This is a genomic window from Acinetobacter lwoffii (assembly GCF_024129595.1).
In the GTDB taxonomy this organism is placed as follows: domain Bacteria; phylum Pseudomonadota; class Gammaproteobacteria; order Pseudomonadales; family Moraxellaceae; genus Acinetobacter; species Acinetobacter lwoffii_O.
Map to the genome: position 1 here is coordinate 1 of NZ_JAMXXS010000023.1, position 20,043 is coordinate 20,043.

The following is a 20,043-nucleotide window of genomic DNA, read 5'->3' on the forward strand; positions in this document are numbered from 1 at the left end:
AAATAAAACCTAACTCAATCAAACTTAACTAAGTCACTGTTTTATCAGAAGTTTTAATCTTCATCACCGCCGATGGATGTGCATTCTACAGCATTTCAGAGCCCTTGCAACCCCCTTTTTGAGAAAATCATTTTGTATGTATATTTTTTAAGCTTTTCGTGTGTTTTCATTCATTTTTTATACAAATTTGCTTAAATGATGTCTATTCGTGAATATAACGTTTATTATTTTCATACTAATAAGTAGTGCTACTTACACAGAAAAGGCCTCAGGTTACCTTATGCATCGTTCTATTTACTTATCTATATGCTTATTTTCTTTAGCTTCAAGCGCACATGTTTTCGCTGAGGTGACCACCGATGTGGAAAATCTGGAAAACGAGCCTGCAAAAACGCTGCTTAGAACAAAAATCTCGACCAAAGCGCAACAATTACAAACGCAACTGAAAGTTGATGCCAGTGCCGCACAGGCTGAAGAAGTTAAAGATCCTTTTCAGCCGTTAAATAGAAAGATTTATCAGTTTAATGATGCGATTGACCGCACCATGGTACGCCCCATAGCCGTACAATATGTGGAAAAGGTTCCTCAAGATGTTCGTGGCAGCTATACCCAGTTCCGCAGTAACATGGGTGAACCTTGGAATGTGGTGAATCAGTTGATCCAAGGTCGTCCTGCCCGCGCTGCTAAATCCCTAGGTCGTTTTACCATTAATACCTTAACAACTTTAGGACTGGCTGATCCAGCACGTCGCCTTGGCTTAAGCCATGAAGAGGAAAAATTTGGAATTACTTTAGGGTATTATGGCGTGCCTTCTGGCCCTTATATCATGTTGCCATTTTTAGGTCCAAGTTCTGTCCGTGGGGTGATCGGTACTGCTGTAGATAGTCAGGCTCGTCCACAAAAATACATTCTCGAAGATGAAGATGGACTTTACTGGACAGATCAGTTTTGGCGTGCCATTGATACCCGTTCAGAAATACTGGACGTTGAAGGGGTGCTGACGGGTGATCGTTATGCGCAGATTCGCGATATTTATTTGCAACGTACCAATTATGCAATTGCAGAAAAGAAAGGTACAGAACAAGATACGCTGTTCCTAGAAGATGATTTTGAAGATGAAAATTCTGATGATATACCTTCTAGTGATAGCAGCATTGAATCTTCAAACGAAGATCTTTAAGTTTAAGCTTCATGTATGACTGCTAGTGAAAATCTGTTCGCTAGCAATACTTTGCTTGTTATAGTACATCTTATAAACAATCCTGGGATTGAATCACTTTTTTATGTATTTCATTCAACCGACTCGTGATATTCCTTACTTAGATCAAGTGCTTGATACGCTTCCGCATGTTCAGATGATCTATCTGGATGATCATGAACTATATGACTCTACGATTATTGCGATTGCAGATGTACATGATTATCTGAAATATAAGTGGAATCTGCCTACGATTGTACTTGCTTTAGAAAATGAAGGTACTGCTTTAGCTCAGGCCTGGGAACAAGGGGCTTTGGCCGGCTGGATCTGGAATAAACTTCCCGAGAATCCAGATCTAGCATTACAAAAAATTGATGCGCAATATAAGCGTAACCAGGATAGCCGTGACCTTCCTTCTGCTGCAGAACTACAAAAAAAATTGTTACCGAATCCGATTGAACTGACCAATTACGAGGTCGAAACCTATTTTCAGCCTTCAGCCTATCTTTCAGGAGATTGGTATGATTATTGGAAAATCAGCGACAAAGAAGTGATTTTCTATTTGGCCGATGTATCCGGACATGGCGTCACCAGTAGTTTGCTCACCTCTTGGATGGCAGCTTTCCATGGTCGCTCTAAGACGCCGCGCGAGCTGATCAAGAAGCTGAACGGCATGCTAATGCAAGAAAATATTGAAAAGCACATCACCATGATTGCCGGGATTCTTAATCTGGAAACCCATGTATTGAAATGGTCCAGCGCTGGACATTACCCACCACCGATTATATTTGAACCTAATCAAGAACCTAAAATTCTATCTTCCAGCAGCTTCCCTTTGGGTTTAACCGAAGATCTTGAAGTTGAGGAAAATGAATGGATATTAAGTCGCAATGCACGCTTTATTATCTGTTCGGATGGGGCATTGGAACCTTTTGATGGTGGTTTAAATGAACAATTCTCGCAATTATTACACCATTTGCAGAATCAATCTTTTCAGGCTCCGGAACATGTGGCTGACGATATCGCCTTTTTAAGCTTTATCCGCGTAAATTAACAGTATATTTACAGGCTTTATAAGCACTTAATTTGATTACTACTTTCAGCCACTTGAGTATCAATACACCCTATGGGATAATTTAATATCCTTCTCTGCAAATGGCATTTATATGTCAACAGGTCATGTTGAATATGCAAGTCTGAACGGAACGCATATTTTTAAGCTTATCGGCGAAGTGCGTGCCCAATCTTGTATTAGTCTAGACAAATTACTGAACAAAATTGAACAGCAAGACAACGTAGTTGGCGCTATCGTTGATCTCACCGAAACCAGTTTCATTGACAGTACCGTACTCGGTGTTTTAGCGAAACTAGGACTCAAACTCAAGCAAGTACACAATATTCAGGCTGTCATGCTTTCTACCAATTCTGACATTACCACTTTGGCCAACAGTATGGGATTGAGCCAAGTGTTTGTGATTCTGAATTATTGTGGTGATCCAAATGTCTGCACACGTGCGCTGATGGAAGAACATGTCACGCATCAAAATATGCTGAATACGGTTCTGGATGCGCATAAAACCTTGATGAAACTGAATCAAAGCAATCAGAACATGTTTGAACCTTTAGTGAAACAGCTACAGAAAGAGCAAGACAATTTAGATAAAATTTCCGAGCAAAAGGTATAACCATCTTATAAGAGGACCCTATGACTTTACTTTCTGTTGTACAAATGAATTCTCAAAATGAAATTGATGCCAATTTCGTGGAGATTGAATCTTTAATTCAACAAAGTAAGGCCAATGGAGCTGAACTGATTGTTTTCCCGGAAAACTTTGTCTGTTTTGCCGCAGGAAAACAGCGTGAAACTGCTGCACAATTTGAAGTGATTCAGCAGCGTCTGGAACAACTTGCCCATCAATATGACACCTGGATCGTCGCTGGTACATTACCCTGCCCTTATCGTCCGGATGGTTCGATCATTGAAGATGGCCGCGTGCGTACCGTTAGCCTGTGTATCAGTCCGGAACGGACCGAAGCGCGTTATGACAAAATTCACTTGTTTGATGTGCAAGTCGGTGATGCTGTAGGCGGTTATCAGGAATCCAAGTTCTTTGAGCCCGGCACAGATGTTGTCGTAGCCAAAACCCCTTTTGGTAATATTGGTTTAATGGTCTGTTATGACCTGCGTTTTCCGGAACTAGCGTTAAATCTACGAGCCAAAGGTGCAAACCTCTTGACCGCACCTTCTGCTTTTACCTATACCACAGGTGAAATGCACTGGCAGCTTCTTCTGCAAACACGTGCTCTAGATAGCCAATGTTCGGTGCTTGGCGCAGCTCAACAAGGCTGGCACGGTGAAAAACGTCAGACTTGGGGACATGCAGCCGCCACCAATAGTCGTGGACAACTTCTCAATATGATTCATGCAGAAGGTGCTCAACTTATTACCGTCGACTTTGATTTAAATGAACAGCAAAAAGTGCGTGAATCCATGCCTTTAATGCAACACCGTAGACTTCTGCAACTTTCTTAAATCGTGTCATTTGCTTGCATAAAATAACAAAATCCCTGCTTATTCTTCAGGTGAAATCACCGAGCATAGAAGCTCTACGAAAAATAAACAGGGATTTAACTCATGTCATTAGAAAAAGCCGTCTATACCGCACATGCCAAAGCCACAGGGGGCCGTGATGGCCGCGCCATTTCTGACGATCAGATTCTGGACGTTCAATTGGCCGTACCCAAAGAAATGGGGGGACCAGGCGGTGGAACCAATCCTGAACAACTCTTTGCCGCAGGTTATTCCGCCTGTTTCTTGGGTGCAATGAAATTTGTGGCAAATCGCGATAAGCTTAATATCAGCAAAGATGCCTATATTGAAGGTGATGTTGGGATTGGTCCGATTCCTACCGGGTTCGGGATCGAAGTGACCTTAAATATCCATCTTGAAGGCATGGATCAGGAAGAAGCAAAAAAACTGGTTGATGCTGCGCATATCGTCTGCCCCTACTCGAATGCGACCCGCAATAATATTGATGTGAACTTAAATGTGATTACTTAAGATTTTGATTTAACTGCTATCCTGAAAAAAATAGCTTCAGGATAGCTAAACTTCAATTATAAATTTCAACTTTTAGTCACTTCGTTTCCCCTCAACATCCAACTTCGTTTTCAAAAAACAGCAAAACTTAAGAACTTATATATAATGATTCTTATTTACATTTATTTGATCTATATTGATGTTAAAGCCTATTCTGTTAAGTTCTCTCTTATTCACTGTTGCTACTACCTCTTTTGCAGATCTTTATCTCTCAGAAAAAATCCGTCCGAAAATAAAATCTCTGCTCAATACTGAAATTGAACGCCTACCCATTCCTGCAACACCCAACAATATGATTCTGCCTGAATTTGGTAAAGGGATTATTGGCTGGGGCGCTGGCCCCAAAGATGCTGAAGCCCGTTTTCTTAATATCAATCGAGCAGATGTTGAAACAATGAAACAGGAAGGACTGAGTTTAGCAATGGCACAAGCCTGGCAGAACTTTTATGAAAATGAAACTCTGCGTAATCCGGGAAATCCGACTGCACCTTTTCGTGCACAACTCATGAAAAAAATCGTCAGTCTCTGGTAAATATCCAAAAGTCCTGACGATCATTATGATAAAGCGAGCAGATTAAAAAATTATTCTACTGCTTCGTTGGTTACTCGCAATACTTCTTCAATCGTGGTTTTTCCAGCCAATACTTTACGCAGACCATCATCACGAATGGAACCTGACTGCTGACGTACATAGCTTTCGATTTCATATTCAGCCGCATTGCCATGAATCAAACGGCGCATATGATCATCGACTGGGACAATTTCATAAATTGCAGTACGGCCACTAAAGCCAGTATTGCCACAACGTTCACAGCCTTGAGGTTGCGGTAATCTTAAATCTTGGGGATGCTCAATATTGCCAAATAGATTCTTCTCGAAAGCATCTGCCTCATGCCAGGTCGCGCAATGTGGACACAAGGTACGCACCAGACGTTGGGCAATTACCCCGATTAAAGAACTGGACAGCAGAAATGGTTCAATTCCCATATCTTTCAGGCGCGTAACCGCACCAATCGCGGTATTGGTGTGTAAGGTGGATAACACCAGATGTCCTGTCAGGGATGCCTGCACCGCAATTTCTGCGGTTTCCAGATCACGAATCTCACCAACCATGACCACATCCGGGTCCTGACGTAACATCGCTTTTAACGCACGGGCAAAGGTCATATCCACTTTGGTATTGACCTGCGTTTGTCCAATCCCTTCCAGCTGATATTCAATCGGATCTTCAGCAGTGAGGATATTTTTGGAACCATCATTCAGATCAGAAAGTGCCGCATATAAAGTGGTGGTTTTACCCGAACCGGTCGGGCCGGTTACCAGAATAATTCCATGTGGGCGATGCACTAGGGTCTTGAGTCGATCATAGTCATTATTCATCAAGCCCAAATGGGTCATGTTTAAACGGCCAGCCTGCTTGTCCAGCAGACGCATCACCACACGTTCACCATAAGAAGAAGGCAAAGTGGATACACGCACATCAACTTCACGCCCCGCCAGACGCAAAGAAATACGGCCATCTTGTGGAATACGCTTTTCCGCAATATCCAGTTTGGCCATGACTTTAATCCGTGAAACCAAGAGTGGTGCCAGTTCACGACGTGGCTGGACAATTTCGCGTAACTGGCCATCGACCCGTAAACGCACCGACAGTTTTTTCTCAAAAGATTCAATATGAATATCGGAAGCCCCGACACGAATCGCCTCTGAGAGCAATGCATTGATCAGACGGACAATCGGTGCATCATCTTCCTGATCCATCAAGTCTTCAGCTTCAGGTACGGAATCGGCCAGGCTGAGTAAATCCGGATGATCTTCCAGACCGGCAGCCACCTGTTGTGACTCGCCGCTATCTCCGGCAAAACTGGAACTGAGTAACTGATTAAATTCCTGTTCGCTACAGAGTTGAAAATGAGCCGGATAGCCGAGCAGACGGCGGGCTTCCTGCAATGCAAGCATTGAGGTATTGTCACGACGCAGAATAAAGGCCTGATCTCCCTCATAACGCAACAGCACACCATGGCGCTTGGCGAAGCTATATGGGATTTGTAATTGTTTAAGTACTTGCATCGCGGATTATAATAATGATGAAAAAATTTAAATTGAGTGTACTCTAAGCATATGACAGCGTGAAGTATGTTTTCAAAGATTTAGCAAGAAAGGGTGCCAAGATTGCCGCAAGATAAAGATGAATTAATCCCGAATACAGCAAAAATGCGCTGGTGGGGAGAACAGAATTTTGAAATAAATCAATCCAAGGCCTGGCAGTTTGGCTCCTTGCTGTTTCGCCTGACCCGAGGGATTCAGGAATGGCGACTGGAATATTTCCGCCCTTCCGTGCAATACGATTATGAGCAGCAATGGCATCAGATTGATGATCCGAATTTTGCCTTTCCACCGCCCGTGAAAATTGAACGCTATATGTTCAAATCCACGCAAAACAAATTGCAACTGATGCCACGTCTTGCAGACCGTTCTGTGGTGATCAAGCCGGTCGATCCGATTTATATTCCTGCCGGACAGCGCGGTACGCTTTATATCAGCACGCCTTTATGGATTGCCGGTTTTGTCGAGGGGCAGCGCGAACCGATTTTCGATTTGCCGGTAATCTTGCCAAAAGACACCTGGTTTGGACCCAATCATCGCTCGGGGGAAATCTGCTATGCCACCGCAGTCGATGGCAGAACCGAACTGAAACAGTTACATCCGCGAGCCTTTCGTGCAGTCACGCCGATTGAGTTTCACAATACCAGTAACCAGCAATTGCGCTTTGACCGAATGAATGTGCCAGTGCCTGCCCTGCCGCTTTTTTACAGTGAAAGTACCGGCCGCTTATGGACCTCGCAAATCCGGGTCTTGCATGAGAGTTCGGATCGTCCACCGCGGATCCGGGTGGAAAACCGCACGCCGCCGAATGCCGGCGAAGTCGCCTATCTACATCCACCGCGCGATCCGGCAGGCGCTTTATTTAATATGTTTGATTCATTTTTCTAAGGGCGTCTGATGCCAAGTTCAAATATTCCGACCGAAGTCACCAATAGCCTGAAGGGAGTATTTACCAATATCAATACCGATCGTTTGACCGAAGTTCTGGTGGCGGTGGTGTTGTGCTTTATTGGTTTCCTGATCGCACGCTTTATTTCCAATACCTTTATTCGCACCATTGGTGTCCGTTTTAATGCCCATCAGAAACTGGTCTGGCGCCGCGGAATTTTCTATTTTATCTTCCTGCTGTTTGTGATGGCTAGTCTGAAAGAAGCCGGTTTTAAACTCAGTGTCTTCCTTGGCGCTGCAGGGATTTTAACGGTCGCACTGGGTTTTGCTTCGCAAACCTCAGCATCCAACCTGATCAGTGGTCTGTTCCTGATTGGTGAAGGTTCTTTCGAAGTCGGTGATACCATCCAGATTACCTTGATTCGTGGGCATACCATTGAAGGCGAAGTGATTTCGATTGATCTGCTCTCGGTTAAACTTTTGACCCAAGATAATATCTATGTGCGTTTACCGAATGAACAGCTAATTCGGGCACCGGTGCAGAACTTGTCGAAATTTCCGATACGGCGGATTCCGATTACGTTGGCGATCAATTTCCATGAAAATATTATCAAGGTACGCGAAGTTCTGCTGGACGTTGCCAATAAATATCCACTGGTACTGGCCGACCCGAAACCTGCAGTCACCGTTACCGCTTTCCGTGAATCTTCGATTGAACTGCTGTTTGCAGTGTGGTGCCAACAGGAAAACTACCTGAAAGTTCGTGATGAAATGCAGGAACGGATTCGCAACGGCTTTGTCGATAACCAGATTGAAATTCCGGTGCCAAAAATGGGCTTTGTCGATCATCCACTTTCCCGTCCTTTGGAAAATGAAGAAATCGATCAATATGCCAATGAAAAGGCCCTCAAAAGAGAGCCTGATCTGAAATAACCCTTAGATTCCCTCTCCTTTTTAAAGGAGAGGGTTAGGGAGAGGATTCAAAGCTCCCTCTCCGGCATCGGTGCAATATAAGCAATCAGTAGCATCACCCCGCCCGCCAGCAAGAAGGAAATCACCCGGGTCAGGGTGCCAATATGTGACAGGTCAAATAGTACGAGCTTCAAGGTCACAATCACCAGAATACTGCCGCCTAAAATCCACATCAGTTTCAGTTTTTTGAGCGTTGCTGTCCACATGGTAATCCAGGCGAGTAATACCCAAAGTATGGTCAGACTAAGCTGAACCGTCGCATTGCTCCATAATGCCAGCTCATTAAACGGCGTCTGCAGGTACACATGTAAAGCTCTTAAAACAATATAACTGGAAAGCCATAACAGACTTAGTACCATTAAAACTGCGATCATGCCTTTATCACGTCCCACCTTGATTTGCTGTAACAGCATCCAGATAAAACTGGCAAACATGGCGATACTGATCAGGTCAAAAGGATTCAGAATCGGCAGCCAGTAATATTGAAAGGCTTGCTGGCTAAACAGCTGTGAACAAACCAGCCAAGTTGCCATCAGCAATAAACAGCTCTTGGTTTGCCAAAGCTGCTGCCAACCTGACTGCACATCCTGCCGATAGCACCACAGGCAGAAGAATAAAGGCAAAATCACCATGCTCAGATAGGGCATATTTGAGATCAGGCATACACTTGCCAAAGCCAGACTGCTAAAAACACCAAAACTCACCCATTCCTTGGAGAGCTGCAAGCCAGCCAGCGGTCTAAGCCACAGAATGGCCAACAATATCGCTGAAAGGGCAAAAACTCCCCTTTCCAGAGCACTATTCCAGACAATCACCGCATTTTGACTGCGATCCAGAGTCAGAATCACCGCAATGACCAGCAAGGGCGAGATGCCACTCCACTTCGGCAGTAACCAAGACCATTCCTGATTTTTGCGCAGGATCATTTCATTCAACAGCATATAACCCAGTGTGATGATAAATAAACTCAGCACATAGGTATGCTGACTCGGAAATTCATCTTCCAGCAAGGCAAATAGCATCAGACTGGCCGCGACACTCACGCTGCTTAAAAAACTGACACTCAGACTATCCATCTGCTGCTGGTACTGCTTTTTAAGCTGACTGATGACCACGACTGCCACATAGCACAGACTCAAAATCCAGAAAATGATTCGCGGTGTTGGATTAATCTCGATCAGATAATACAGGCTGCTGAATCCGGCCATCAGCAATAAACCCATGCTCAGATAGTGTGCTACCCGGACATTTTTTTCCAAGGCCCATAAATAAATCAGCACACCTTCAACTGCCCAGCCAATCACACTCCATTGTTCTGTCAATAAGATCGGTGGCACTAAGGCGAGAAAAATCAGCATCAGGCTCAGATAGCTCTGCGAAATGAGCTGGATAGTTTGTTTACGGCGCAGCAGTGTCCAGCAAGCGGCAAAGACCAGTGCAAAGAACAGGCTTAATCCAGCTTGCCAGAGTTTTTGATTGGGCTGATTAAAATGAATCAGATACAGAAAAATATAAGCGGTAATAGGGGCAGCAAAAATCAGCGCTAAGTCCAATACCGGTTTTAACTGAAACCGTGAGAGATCCTGTCGTGCCAGCAACTGGCTAAAGCGGAAACCTAGCCAGATAAACAGTGCACTATGTGCCAGAATCAGCGCAGTCATGGCATAACGCTCATATGTATAACCATGAATCAGGCTATATATCCCGCCAACGACAGCCGTCACTAAAAAGGCAATTTGATTGAGAATTTTCCAGGGTCGGAAACTGCTCAGCACGGCCACCCCAAGATTGATCAGCAGATAATAGCTGATCAGTTCAACAGCAGAAGCATCACGGACCGGCAAGGTAAATGGCGCCAGATAAGCAATCAGCAAAGCCATCAAAGCCAGTTCGATGCTTTCCTGTTTCAGGCTTAAATATAGAGTGATGGCCAGAATAATGAGAAATAGCAATGTTGCCAACGGTAACGTGGGAATCACCAGATTGTAATAGGCAAAAAATAAGGTCAGGAACAGACTCCCCAAACCCAGTCCTTCCAGTGCCAGAGCAAAACTCCGATTTTTTTGCATCAGGCGATAACCCAGACCTGTTACACAGCCACTTGCCAGTGCAACCAGGCCCAATTTTGCAGCCAGACTGAGTTGCCAGTGCTCGGTGGCAAAGCGCAGCAGTAAAATAATCCCAATCACCAAAATACTGATTGCGACCTTGAGGACAGGATTCCCCTGAAAAAGCCAGCGCTGCAGTTGATCTACCAGATGAGGAGAATCGTTTACCTCTTGGGCAGACTCGGTTTTCACCAATGGAATAGAATCGGATCGATCCGGTGATCGCTGTAAGGGATCGGCAGAAAGAGATTGTGATTGCAGCTGTATCAAGCGCCCTTCCAGACGTTGCAGCCACCTGAGCAAAAAGAATACCCAGGCCGTAATCCCGATCCCCATCAGCCAATCCAGTTCAGCCAGTCCACCAACAATGGCAGTAATTGAAGAAATATATAAAGGAACTTTAGAGTTTTGCTCCAAGGACATCTGCTGCTGTCCGGCCAATTGATTCAGCGGTGCTTCTACCGCAGTGACATATTGCATCACGCTAAAGATAAACCCCAAACCACACAGATAAGTCACAATCTGATAACCCAGATACCAGGCGCTGATCCCGGCAATCAGCAAGGTAATCAGCCAGATCATGCGTAACTCATTCCGTCCTGCAGCCATTCTTATATTTCTCTTTCCTGAATCGTTCCATCATACAACAGCTTGTGCTGCTTATTTCATCTTCGGCCGATATTCGCTAAGCTGTAAACTCAGACTCGCCTCAGCGAGCGCGGTAAAAATCACGTACAATAGCGCTATATTTTGAATAAGGAATTGATTACATGCCACCATTTGTCTTGGTCGATGGCTCTTACTTTTTATTTCGTGCCTTTCACGCACTGCCACCATTAACCACGTCAACCGGTTTACATACCAATGCAATTCGTGGTGCGATTTCTGCTATTCAAAAACTGATGCGCCGGACCCAACCGACCCATATGGCGGTGATTTTCGATACCCCAGAACCGACCTTCCGGCATGAGCTGTCACCGATTTATAAAGGTGACCGTCCCAGCATGCCAACGGAATTATCCGAACAGATTCCTTATCTGCATGCCTTGATCCGCGCTTTGGGCATTCCCCTGCATACCTTGCCGGGTGCCGAAGCCGATGACATTATCGGAACACTGGCCAAACGTGCCGAGGCGATGGGACATCAGGTGCTGATCTCTACGGGCGATAAAGATATGGCGCAACTGGTGACCGAAAAAGTTACCCTGGAAGACAGCTTTAAAGAAAAACCGCTGGATGTCGACGGCGTATTTGAAAAATTTGGCGTCTGGCCGAATCAGATAATTGACTATCTGACCCTGATGGGCGATGCATCAGATGGCATCATGGGCGTGCCAGGTGTAGGTGCCAAAACTGCAGCAAAACTGCTCACTGAATATGGCTCGATTGGCGGCATTTTAGAAAATGTCGACAAGATCAAAGGCAAAGTCGGTCAAAATATTAAAGAACATGTCGATGGCATTGCACTGGACCATCAGCTGGCCAGTATTGTCATCGATCTGGATCTTAATTTTGGTTATGACGATTTAAAACTGGGTGAACCGAATGTCGAGACCTTGCGTCATTTGTACACCGAGCTGGAATTCCGTAACCAGCTGCAGTCCTTAGATCACCCGAACAACCCGAATAATTCAAATTACCAGCAGGCGGCAAAATCTATTAACGCCAAAGCGGTTACAGCACCAGAACCTCTGGAAGACCATGCGTCTGTAACCAGCAGTGATGACCAGCTAGGTCAAGCGACCTACCACACAGTATTAAGCCAGCAGGACTGGGACACACTGTTTGAGCGCCTAAGTACCGAAAAACGTTTTGCCTTTGATACCGAAACCACCAGTTTGGATTATCGTATTGCACAGATTGTCGGTTTCTCGGTCGCCTTCGATGCGCAGAATGCTTATTATGTTCCCTTGGCACATGATTATGAAGGCGCACCGGAGCAGCTGAATCGTGAAGTAATTCTGGCGCAGATCAAACCAATTCTGGAAGATGAGTCTGTAAAGAAAATTGGTCATCATCTGAAATATGATGCACATGTCCTAGAAAATCATGGTATTCATCTGGCAGGCTGGTATTTCGACACCATGCTGGCTTCCTATGTACTGAATTCCGTCGCGACTCGTCATGGCATGGATGATGTAGCCCGTCTGTATTTGAGTCATCTGACCACGACTTATGAACAGGTGGCCGGTAAAGGCGCCAAACAGAAGACCTTCAACCAGATTCCACTTGAAACTGCAGCGCATTATGCTGCAGAAGATGCTCATGTTACCTATCGTCTTTATGAAGTCTTGAGCAGCAAATTACAGGCACATCCTGAACTGGTCAATATTCTGCATAATATTGAAGTTACGGTCGCACGTGTACTGACGCAAATGGAAGAAAACGGCATCGAACTGGATCTGGCTTTTCTGGATCAGCTTGGGGGCGAATTCTCCAACACCATGCAAAATCTGGAAAACCAGATTATGGAAATTGCCGGTGAAAGCTTTAATGTCAGCTCACCGAAGCAGGTCGGTGAAGTGTTATTTGAAAAGCTGGGCCTAAAAGGCGGTAAAAAAACCACCACCGGACAATACAGTACCAGTGAAGGTGTACTGGAAAAAATTGAACATCCGATTGCCCAGCTGATTCTGGAATATCGTGGTTTGTCCAAGCTGAAAAGCACTTATACCGATGGCTTATGCAAACAGGCTAATCCTGATACCCACCGTGTGCATACCAGTTACCACCAGGCATTGACTGCAACTGGCCGTTTATCATCGACTGATCCAAACCTGCAGAATATTCCGATTCGTGCCGAAATTGGCCGTCAAATTCGCAAGGCGTTTGTGGCACCGGAAGGTCGTGTTTTGCTGGCAGCCGATTACTCACAAATTGAATTGCGTCTCATGGCCCACTTATCTCAGGATGAAGCCCTGCTGGATGCATTCATTCATGGTCAGGATGTACACCGCCGTACCGCAGCGGAGGTTCTAGGCATTCCTTTGGAAGAGGTCACCAATGACCAGCGCCGTCAGGCTAAGGCTGTTAACTTCGGCCTACTTTACGGCATGTCTGAGTTTGGTCTGATCCGACAGTTAGGTTTTACCCGTCAGGAATCACAGGATTATATCAAGCAGTATTTCCATCGTTATCCGGGCATTTATGACTATATGCAACGTACCCGTCAGGTCGCATTAGAACAGGGTTTTGTTGAAACCCTGCTCGGACGCCGTTTATATACCCCAGATATTGATGCCCGTAATATGATGGTGCGTAAAGCTGCAGAGCGTGCTGCGATTAATGCGCCGCTACAAGGTTCGGCTGCAGATATCATTAAAATGGCGATGATTGAAGTGGACAAGATGTTACCAAAAGATCAGGCCAAAATGCTGCTGCAAGTTCACGATGAACTGGTGTTTGAAGCCGATGAAGACATTGCCGATGAACTGGCACCTAAACTGGCTGAAGTGATGCAATCGGTACTACAGATTTCTGTACCATTGGTGGTAGAAGTGGGTAAAGGTAAAAACTGGGATGAAGCGCATTAATGCGTCTTTAACCTCTTCCTCCTTTAGGAGGTGAGGAATATATTCCGCAAGGGGATGGAGGCGATTTTAATTTATAAACATCACCTACAGGCAGCGATATTAAAATTTTTTCTGCTATCAAGTTTTGAACGCATGTTTTTCTATTTTTAGAAAATCAGCAGCATTACTGGTTCAGAGTATCCAAGTTCCCTCTCTTTCTAGGAGAGGGCTAGGGAGAGGTTAAAATCCCCTCTTCTTCTTGCACTTCGATTAAAACTTGTCAAGGTTTGAGAAGTTTAACAATTCCCTCCCAACCTCCCTTTTCTAAAGGGAGGAGCAAATAAAAAGGACGCCTCAGCGTCCTTTTTATTTGGATCCGATTAAAGACCGGTAAGCAGTACAATCGCCACCTGGTTCATAATCATTTCGATAATAATTAAAGTCAAAATGGCGAAGATTGGAGAAAGGTCAATCATGCCCATATTTGGCATAATCCGGCGGAAAGGTGCCAGTAAAGGCTCAGCCAGCTCTTGCACGACTTCAATATAAGGCGAACGAGACTGGGTAAACATCACCACCCAGCTTAAAATAATGGTAGCGAAAATCAAATAACGACAGAAACGGATCAAATCCTGCATCATGGTGACAAAAGTCAGAATAATCAGATGGACAGGCCCATTCGGCATCCCACCTGACAGATACATCATGCCAAAAATTTTAAGTAGATAGAGCACGACCAATAATGCCAAAGCAGCAGTACTGACTCGGCCTTTGGCCAAGGTTGGGAAAATTCGACCAAATACATCTACAATTTTAGTGGCTTTCACGGTAGAAAGAACCACAGGATTGTAAGGACTGACCGCTGCCAGTTGCATTAAAAATCGGAAGAATACGAGCAAAATCGCGACGTTAATGATAATGCCAAAAATTAGCGCAGAATTTGCACCCATACTTGAACGTTCCTAAAAATTAAACTGAAGATTTGCTGCTTTCACTGAGCTCTTGTGCCAGTTCTTGACTGCGTTTTTGTGCAGCGGCAAGTGCCGCCTGAATATTTTGAGAAATCTGGGCGCGATCAAAGACTTCAAGTGCGGCCTGTGTAGTCCCATTTGGAGAAGTCACATTTTTACGTAACTCAGCGGGCGTATTCGAACTGGTGATCGCCATTTGCGCCGCCCCTAAAGCCGTCTGCAAGGTGAGTGCAGTTGCAACTTTTTCATCCAGACCTAAATTTTTACCCGCACGAATCATACTTTCCATCATATAGAAAAAGTAAGCTGGACCCGAACCCGAGACTGCAGTGACTGCATCAATTTGTGCTTCTGAGTCGACCCAAATGGTCAGTCCGGTCGATGCCAGAACCTGACTGGCTAGCTCACGGTCACTCGTTTCCACAAATGCATTGGCATATAAACCATGTGCCCCAGTCTGTACCAGTGCTGGCGTGTTCGGCATAACTCGTACAATGCGCTCAGTCCCCAATAATGCTGACAATGTGGCAATTTCTGCACCAGCAACAATGGAAATAATCAGCTTATTATTGACCAGACCTTTTAATGGTTGCAGCACTTGAGCCAAAACCTGAGGTTTTACCGCCAGTACGACAATATCTGCATCCTGAATTGCAGCGCTATTATCCCCGGTCACATTAATTTCTTTTTCCGCCAATAAAGCACGGACTTTTTCGACCGGATCAGAAACTGTAATACGTGTTGCTGGCAAACCACGTGAAATCAGACCGCCAATTAAGGCTTGGGCCATATTACCGCCACCAATAAAACAGATATTACAATTTAAAGCTGCACTCATGTTCAATGCTCGTCGTTGAGTTCTAAAGTTGAAGAAACCGAAATCGGCAGCCATCCGCCTGCTTCACAATATGCAGATTGGGCCAACCAAAATCCTTTAGGGGTAAACACGCCTAGCATAACATTATCTGTGCTTAATATTTGAATAGTATGCCGAGCCCAGGGAAATATTTGCGCTTCCTGAATGGCTTTTTTCAGCGGCCAGGTACCGACACGGCCATATAAATGAATTTTTTCGCCACCCTGCCTCTGTTGTAAATGCAAAGGTTGCTGCAATAATGCAGGAGATAAACCGAGCTGTGCAGGAGCGATGATAAATTTTCCTGACAAAACCTGCACGCTGTCTTTTAAAGCAAATTTTATAGTTTTCGGGCTAGTTTGAACCTGCTGCTGCTCGGCTAAATAAGTCTCTGCAGTCAGACGATGTATCTGCTGCTGATAGCGCACATAGTAAAAGCTTTGCCAATGTAGTGCTGCCTGAGCATCTTGCTTGGCATAAATCACTTCGCGTTGCAAACGCTCCACCATATCTAAGGATGGACGATACTGTTGTTTACCTTTCATCCAGGCAGAGAGTAATTGACGTTGTCGTGATTTTGAAAGCTGTAAAAATTTACCAAGATCGAGCTGCGTTTCAGTTCCACAATATGCTAAATCCTGTTGCAGCACTTCTTGTAAAATGTCTTGAGCATCCTGCATTAACTCACTGGTTCGCACCAAGGCAGCTTGCATTTTAGGATAGCGTTCGCTTAATACTGGCCACAGGGTCTGGCGTGCCCAGGCTCGGTCATAATGGGTATCAGCATTGGTCGGATCTTCAATATTCTGAACATTCAGGTCTGATGCCCATTGGCAAATCTGCTCACGGGAAATATCCAGCAATGGCCGCCAAATCGTGAGCTTTTCACGTACATCGATCTGTTTCATGGCTGCTAAACCGTCAACGCCGGCACCAGACAATAAACGCAACATCAGGGTTTCCGCCTGATCCTGCTGATGATGCGCTAACACCAACATTTCATCCGCTTGCAAATGTTGCAGATAGGCCTGATAACGTGAATTGCGCGCTTGCTGTTCCAAATTGCCACTGGCGACATTGACTGGCTGAATGATGCAGGGAATATTCAATTGCTGACATTGATGTGCAACGAACTTACCCCAATCTGCGCTGAGTGCTTGTAACTGATGATCGACATAAATCGCCCGAACTTTTTCCGGGCATAAAAAAAACATCAGATGCAGCAACAGCATAGAATCTACGCCGCCACTGCATCCGATGAGAAATTTTGTCTCTGCAGGAAAATCCTGCAGCTGTTTTAAGAAACCAGACCTAAATTGTCGCTGCCAAACTTCATCAAACGTTGGTAACGTGCTTCGCATCGTGCTTGCGCTTCCATTGGTTGCAGTTCATTCAAAGCTTCTTTCAGCACTGCTTTCAAGCTGTTCATGACCTGATCCGAGTTTAAATGAGCACCCTCACCTTCATCCACCACATATTCTACAATACCCATTTTCTGCAATTTTTCTGCAGTCAGAGCCAAGGCTTCACTGGCCTGTTCAGCTTTTTCAGCAGTTTTCCAAAGAATTGAGGCACAGCCTTCCGGTGAAATCACCGAATAAATACTGTGAGAGAGCATCACCACACGATCTGCTACCCCAATACCCAGCGCACCACCTGAACCGCCTTCACCCAGTACAGTTGCAATCACAGGTACTTTCAAATTAGAAAGCTGAGCCAGACTGGTGGCAATCGCTTCAGCCTGACCACGTTCTTCTGCACCAACACCCGGATAAGCACCCATGGTATCAATAAAGGTAAAGACTGGCAGGTTGAAACGCTCTGCCATGTCTAGCAGACGCTGTGCCTTACGGTAACCTTCCGGGTTACTCATGCCAAAATTATGCTGTAATTTTTCACGGGTACTACGACCACGATGCTGACCAACGATCATCACCGGTTGACCATCAAAACGAGCCAGACCACCGATCATCGCGCCATCATCACCATATAGGCGGTCACCATGTAAAGCATCAAATTCAGTGAATATTTCACCTACATAGTCCAGGAATTGTGGACGTTCTGGATGACGTGCAATCTGCACTGTCGCCCATGCTTTTGATGGAGTTGCTTTATTTTTCATAGGTTAACCGTTTTCATCCCTATAAAGGTATTAATTAACAAACTGTTCGGATTGAATCGAGAGTTCAATCTCCCAATTTTTAAATTGCTGCTGTTCATCGTGCAGTTCAGCGACCAGCAATGGCCATTGCTTGGCATCACCAGACACGCTGAGTTGCCATTGTTGCGCATTTTCAACCTTGAGTTCAATGGCAGGAAGCATCTCATCGCTACGACTGTGATTGACCAAAACCGACAGACGAAGCAGCAAACATAACCATAAAAGTTTAGATCCACCGACTTTCATCACATCAATCTTGGCATCAGCGCGCAATTTACGCCGATGGTGCGCGACCAAATGTGACAAATGATTCTGATCAACTTGCGAGAAACCAGCAATATCCGAGTGTTGCAATAAATACGCACCATGACGATGATAGCCACTGTGACTGATGGCCAAACCAATCTCATGCAGATAGGCAGCACGACGTAACAGGTCACTATCTTCAACACTTAAACCGAGTTCACTGGCCACGTCATTAAACAGTTTCTGTGCGGTCTGAACCACACGTTCAGCCTGCTTGGCATCGGCATTATAACGGCCGATCAAGGCATGCACGGAACGATCACGTATATCTTCATGCTTGAAACGACCAAGCAAGTCATACATCACGCCTTCACGTAGCGCACCATCAGAATAGACCAAATGATCAATTCCCAGTACATCAAAAACTGCATAGAGAATGGCAATGCCGGCGGGTAAGACGGCACGACGGTCATCTTTCAGACCTTCGAATTCCATGTCCGAGACATATTTATATTTAAGCAGCTTGTCTTTGAGCTTTTCCAGGCCTTCACGCGTCAACTGTTCGCGTTCATTGCTCCAGCCCATATTGACGCAAATCTGGCGGCAGGCTTTAATGGTACCACTCGAGCCGACGACAGCATCCCAACCAGCTTCTTTATAAGTATTGGCAATTCCGGAAATTTCTTTACGTGCCGCAGTGACTGCTTTATCAAAAGCTTTGGCGCTGATTTCCCCATCCTGAAAATAAGCTTTGGTAAATGCCACACAGCCCATTTGTACCGATTCAGTATGAATCGGCTCGAATTCTTCACCGATAATCAGCTCAGTCGAACCGCCACCGATATCAACCACCAGACGACGACCGCTGTTGGCCATGGTATGTGATACCCCCAGATAAATCAGACGAGCTTCTTCACGGCCGGCAATAATTTCGATCGGTTTCGGTAAAATTTCTGCGGCTTTCTGGATAAATTCATGGCCGTTTTTGGCTTGACGCAAAGCATTGGTCGCCACGATCCGTAATCGGTTCGGCTGAACTGCACCTAAACGTCCAACAAAACGGGCCAAACAGGCCAAACCGCGTTGCTGGGCGGCTTCGGTTAAATTCTTATTTTCGTCTAGTCCTGCGGCAAGCTGAACTTTTTCTGACATTGATGCCACTTTCTTCACTTCGCCATGATCTACACGGGCGATGGCCAAATGAAAGCTGTTTGATCCCATATCGATGGCGGCAAGTAATTCTTCATCAATCAAAAAGTCAGACATTCCAGAAATAAACCTTTAACGAATTGTGCTTAGAGTAATTCACATGCATGCAATTTAAAAGCCATTTGTAGCGACAATTTAATGCCTTATTATTTTTTGTATCGGGAATAATAGTGAGACACGATCATCACTATCGTGATCATCCATTAGACAAAATAACATTAAGCATTGAAAATTTACAGATTCCCCTACATTGTTAAAGATGGCTATGTAATACTAATAATTAGTTATCTTTAAAATATTAATCTGGAGCACATTCCATGTCTGGCAACATCGTAAACACTACTGACGCAAACTTCGAAGCAGACGTTCTTCAATCAGACGTTCCTGTACTGGTGGACTTTTGGGCAGGCTGGTGTGCGCCATGTAAAGCAATTGCACCTGTACTTGAAGTGCTTGCTGATGAATACCAAGGCAAAGTTAAAATCGTGAAAGTTGACGTAACTTCTTGCGAACAAACTGCTGTGAATTTCAACATCCGTAACATCCCGGCTTTGTTGATGTTCAAAAATGGTGAAGTTGTTGCGACTCAAGTCGGTGCTGCACCAAAATCTAAACTGACTGCATTTATTGATGACAATATCTAAGCACAGCATTTTTAGTGAAAAATACGCGACTCATGCTCGCGTATTTTTTTCGGCTATAAATTGACAAAGTCA

Annotated in this window: 17 protein-coding genes; 10 read left to right on the forward strand and 7 right to left on the reverse strand. The window is 44.9% G+C overall.

Annotation, left to right across the window (positions count from 1 at the left end; genetic code table 11):
- Positions 1-280: 280 nt before the first annotated feature.
- The 6 genes from NI466_RS11080 to NI466_RS11105 all read left to right on the forward strand — a co-directional run bounded on the left by NI466_RS11080 (position 281) and on the right by NI466_RS11105 (position 4,830).
- Positions 281-1,180 (forward strand): MlaA family lipoprotein, encoded by a 900-nt coding sequence (locus NI466_RS11080; RefSeq protein ID WP_253173583.1) that lies wholly within the window; start codon positions 281-283, stop codon positions 1,178-1,180.
- A 103-nt stretch (positions 1,181-1,283) separates the two neighbouring features.
- Complete coding sequence (gene gigA / locus NI466_RS11085) at positions 1,284-2,252, forward strand: RsbU family protein phosphatase GigA (RefSeq protein ID WP_005107789.1); 969 nt, start codon at positions 1,284-1,286, stop codon at positions 2,250-2,252.
- 112 nt (positions 2,253-2,364) lie between these two features.
- On the forward strand, positions 2,365-2,883 hold the full coding sequence (gene gigB, locus NI466_RS11090; protein ID WP_004647542.1) for an anti-anti-sigma factor GigB: 519 nt from the start codon (positions 2,365-2,367) through the stop codon (positions 2,881-2,883).
- A 20-nt stretch (positions 2,884-2,903) separates the two neighbouring features.
- Positions 2,904-3,731, forward strand: a complete 828-nt coding sequence (locus NI466_RS11095; RefSeq protein WP_004647541.1) for a carbon-nitrogen hydrolase family protein — start codon at positions 2,904-2,906, stop codon at positions 3,729-3,731.
- Positions 3,732-3,833: 102 nt separating this feature from the next.
- Positions 3,834-4,259: an organic hydroperoxide resistance protein gene (locus NI466_RS11100; RefSeq protein ID WP_004732917.1), complete on the forward strand. Its 426-nt coding sequence runs from the start codon at positions 3,834-3,836 to the stop codon at positions 4,257-4,259.
- Positions 4,260-4,437: 178 nt separating this feature from the next.
- On the forward strand, positions 4,438-4,830 hold the full coding sequence (locus tag NI466_RS11105; RefSeq protein WP_253173585.1) for a DUF4951 domain-containing protein: 393 nt from the start codon (positions 4,438-4,440) through the stop codon (positions 4,828-4,830).
- A 50-nt stretch (positions 4,831-4,880) separates the two neighbouring features.
- On the opposite strand, the gene gspE is transcribed toward NI466_RS11105, so the two are convergent.
- Positions 4,881-6,368 (reverse strand): type II secretion system ATPase GspE, encoded by a 1,488-nt coding sequence (gene gspE / locus NI466_RS11110; protein WP_005246044.1) that lies wholly within the window; start codon positions 6,366-6,368, stop codon positions 4,881-4,883.
- Positions 6,369-6,512: 144 nt separating this feature from the next.
- Here gspE and NI466_RS11115 point away from each other — a divergent pair, with 144 nt between their 5' ends.
- Complete coding sequence (locus NI466_RS11115) at positions 6,513-7,292, forward strand: DUF432 domain-containing protein (RefSeq protein ID WP_086044916.1); 780 nt, start codon at positions 6,513-6,515, stop codon at positions 7,290-7,292.
- 9 nt (positions 7,293-7,301) lie between these two features.
- Positions 7,302-8,225 (forward strand): mechanosensitive ion channel family protein, encoded by a 924-nt coding sequence (locus NI466_RS11120; RefSeq protein ID WP_005250806.1) that lies wholly within the window; start codon positions 7,302-7,304, stop codon positions 8,223-8,225.
- Between the two features lie 47 nt (positions 8,226-8,272).
- Here NI466_RS11120 and NI466_RS11125 read toward each other — a convergent pair whose 3' ends face one another.
- Positions 8,273-10,981: a DUF2339 domain-containing protein gene (locus NI466_RS11125; RefSeq protein WP_253173587.1), complete on the reverse strand. Its 2,709-nt coding sequence runs from the start codon at positions 10,979-10,981 to the stop codon at positions 8,273-8,275.
- Between the two features lie 161 nt (positions 10,982-11,142).
- Between NI466_RS11125 and polA the strand changes: the two genes are divergently transcribed.
- Positions 11,143-13,905: a DNA polymerase I gene (gene polA / locus NI466_RS11130; RefSeq protein ID WP_253173588.1), complete on the forward strand. Its 2,763-nt coding sequence runs from the start codon at positions 11,143-11,145 to the stop codon at positions 13,903-13,905.
- Positions 13,906-14,264: 359 nt separating this feature from the next.
- Here the strand turns inward: polA and NI466_RS11135 are convergent, their stop codons facing one another.
- Genes NI466_RS11135 through ppx form a run of 5 tightly spaced genes read right to left on the reverse strand, consistent with a single transcriptional unit; the run spans position 14,265 to position 19,384 of the window.
- Positions 14,265-14,834 carry a YggT family protein gene (locus tag NI466_RS11135; protein WP_004278259.1) on the reverse strand — a complete coding sequence of 190 codons (570 nt, stop codon included), beginning with the start codon at positions 14,832-14,834 and terminating at the stop codon, positions 14,265-14,267.
- Between the two features lie 19 nt (positions 14,835-14,853).
- A complete protein-coding gene (gene proC / locus NI466_RS11140; RefSeq protein WP_004647533.1) occupies positions 14,854-15,693 on the reverse strand; it encodes a pyrroline-5-carboxylate reductase in 840 nt (279 codons plus the stop codon).
- 2 nt (positions 15,694-15,695) lie between these two features.
- Complete coding sequence (tilS, locus tag NI466_RS11145; protein WP_253173590.1) at positions 15,696-17,072, reverse strand: tRNA lysidine(34) synthetase TilS; 1,377 nt, start codon at positions 17,070-17,072, stop codon at positions 15,696-15,698.
- Positions 17,009-17,833 carry an acetyl-CoA carboxylase carboxyltransferase subunit alpha gene (locus NI466_RS11150; protein WP_219308510.1) on the reverse strand — a complete coding sequence of 275 codons (825 nt, stop codon included), beginning with the start codon at positions 17,831-17,833 and terminating at the stop codon, positions 17,009-17,011. The genes tilS and NI466_RS11150 overlap by 64 nt, the downstream gene beginning before the upstream one ends.
- Positions 17,834-17,863: 30 nt before the next feature.
- A complete protein-coding gene (ppx, locus tag NI466_RS11155; RefSeq protein ID WP_253173591.1) occupies positions 17,864-19,384 on the reverse strand; it encodes an exopolyphosphatase in 1,521 nt (506 codons plus the stop codon).
- 260 nt (positions 19,385-19,644) lie between these two features.
- On the opposite strand from ppx, the gene trxA reads away from it, so the two are divergent.
- The gene (gene trxA, locus NI466_RS11160) at positions 19,645-19,971 is read left to right on the forward strand and encodes a thioredoxin (RefSeq protein WP_004278266.1); all 327 of its coding nucleotides are present in this window, start codon (positions 19,645-19,647) and stop codon (positions 19,969-19,971) included.
- The last annotated feature ends 72 nt before the right edge of the window (positions 19,972-20,043 follow it).

Bases quoted from the DNA above. Each gene is read 5' to 3' on its own strand.
- ppx (WP_253173591.1), bottom strand. From the start codon at position 19,384: ATGTCTGACTTTTTGATTGATGAAGAATTACTTGCCGCCATCGATATG.
- NI466_RS11150 (WP_219308510.1), bottom strand. From the start codon at position 17,833: ATGAAAAATAAAGCAACTCCATCAAAAGCATGGGCGACAGTGCAGATT.
- gigB (WP_004647542.1), top strand. From the start codon at position 2,365: ATGTCAACAGGTCATGTTGAATATGCAAGTCTGAACGGAACGCATATT.
- polA (WP_253173588.1), top strand. From the start codon at position 11,143: ATGCCACCATTTGTCTTGGTCGATGGCTCTTACTTTTTATTTCGTGCC.
- NI466_RS11120 (WP_005250806.1), top strand. From the start codon at position 7,302: ATGCCAAGTTCAAATATTCCGACCGAAGTCACCAATAGCCTGAAGGGA.
- tilS (WP_253173590.1), bottom strand. From the start codon at position 17,072: ATGCGAAGCACGTTACCAACGTTTGATGAAGTTTGGCAGCGACAATTT.
- NI466_RS11100 (WP_004732917.1), top strand. From the start codon at position 3,834: ATGTCATTAGAAAAAGCCGTCTATACCGCACATGCCAAAGCCACAGGG.
- trxA (WP_004278266.1), top strand. From the start codon at position 19,645: ATGTCTGGCAACATCGTAAACACTACTGACGCAAACTTCGAAGCAGAC.
- NI466_RS11095 (WP_004647541.1), top strand. From the start codon at position 2,904: ATGACTTTACTTTCTGTTGTACAAATGAATTCTCAAAATGAAATTGAT.
- gigA (WP_005107789.1), top strand. From the start codon at position 1,284: ATGTATTTCATTCAACCGACTCGTGATATTCCTTACTTAGATCAAGTG.
- NI466_RS11135 (WP_004278259.1), bottom strand. From the start codon at position 14,834: ATGGGTGCAAATTCTGCGCTAATTTTTGGCATTATCATTAACGTCGCG.
- NI466_RS11080 (WP_253173583.1), top strand. From the start codon at position 281: ATGCATCGTTCTATTTACTTATCTATATGCTTATTTTCTTTAGCTTCA.
- NI466_RS11125 (WP_253173587.1), bottom strand. From the start codon at position 10,981: ATGGCTGCAGGACGGAATGAGTTACGCATGATCTGGCTGATTACCTTG.
- NI466_RS11115 (WP_086044916.1), top strand. From the start codon at position 6,513: ATGCGCTGGTGGGGAGAACAGAATTTTGAAATAAATCAATCCAAGGCC.
- proC (WP_004647533.1), bottom strand. From the start codon at position 15,693: ATGAGTGCAGCTTTAAATTGTAATATCTGTTTTATTGGTGGCGGTAAT.
- gspE (WP_005246044.1), bottom strand. From the start codon at position 6,368: ATGCAAGTACTTAAACAATTACAAATCCCATATAGCTTCGCCAAGCGC.
- NI466_RS11105 (WP_253173585.1), top strand. From the start codon at position 4,438: ATGTTAAAGCCTATTCTGTTAAGTTCTCTCTTATTCACTGTTGCTACT.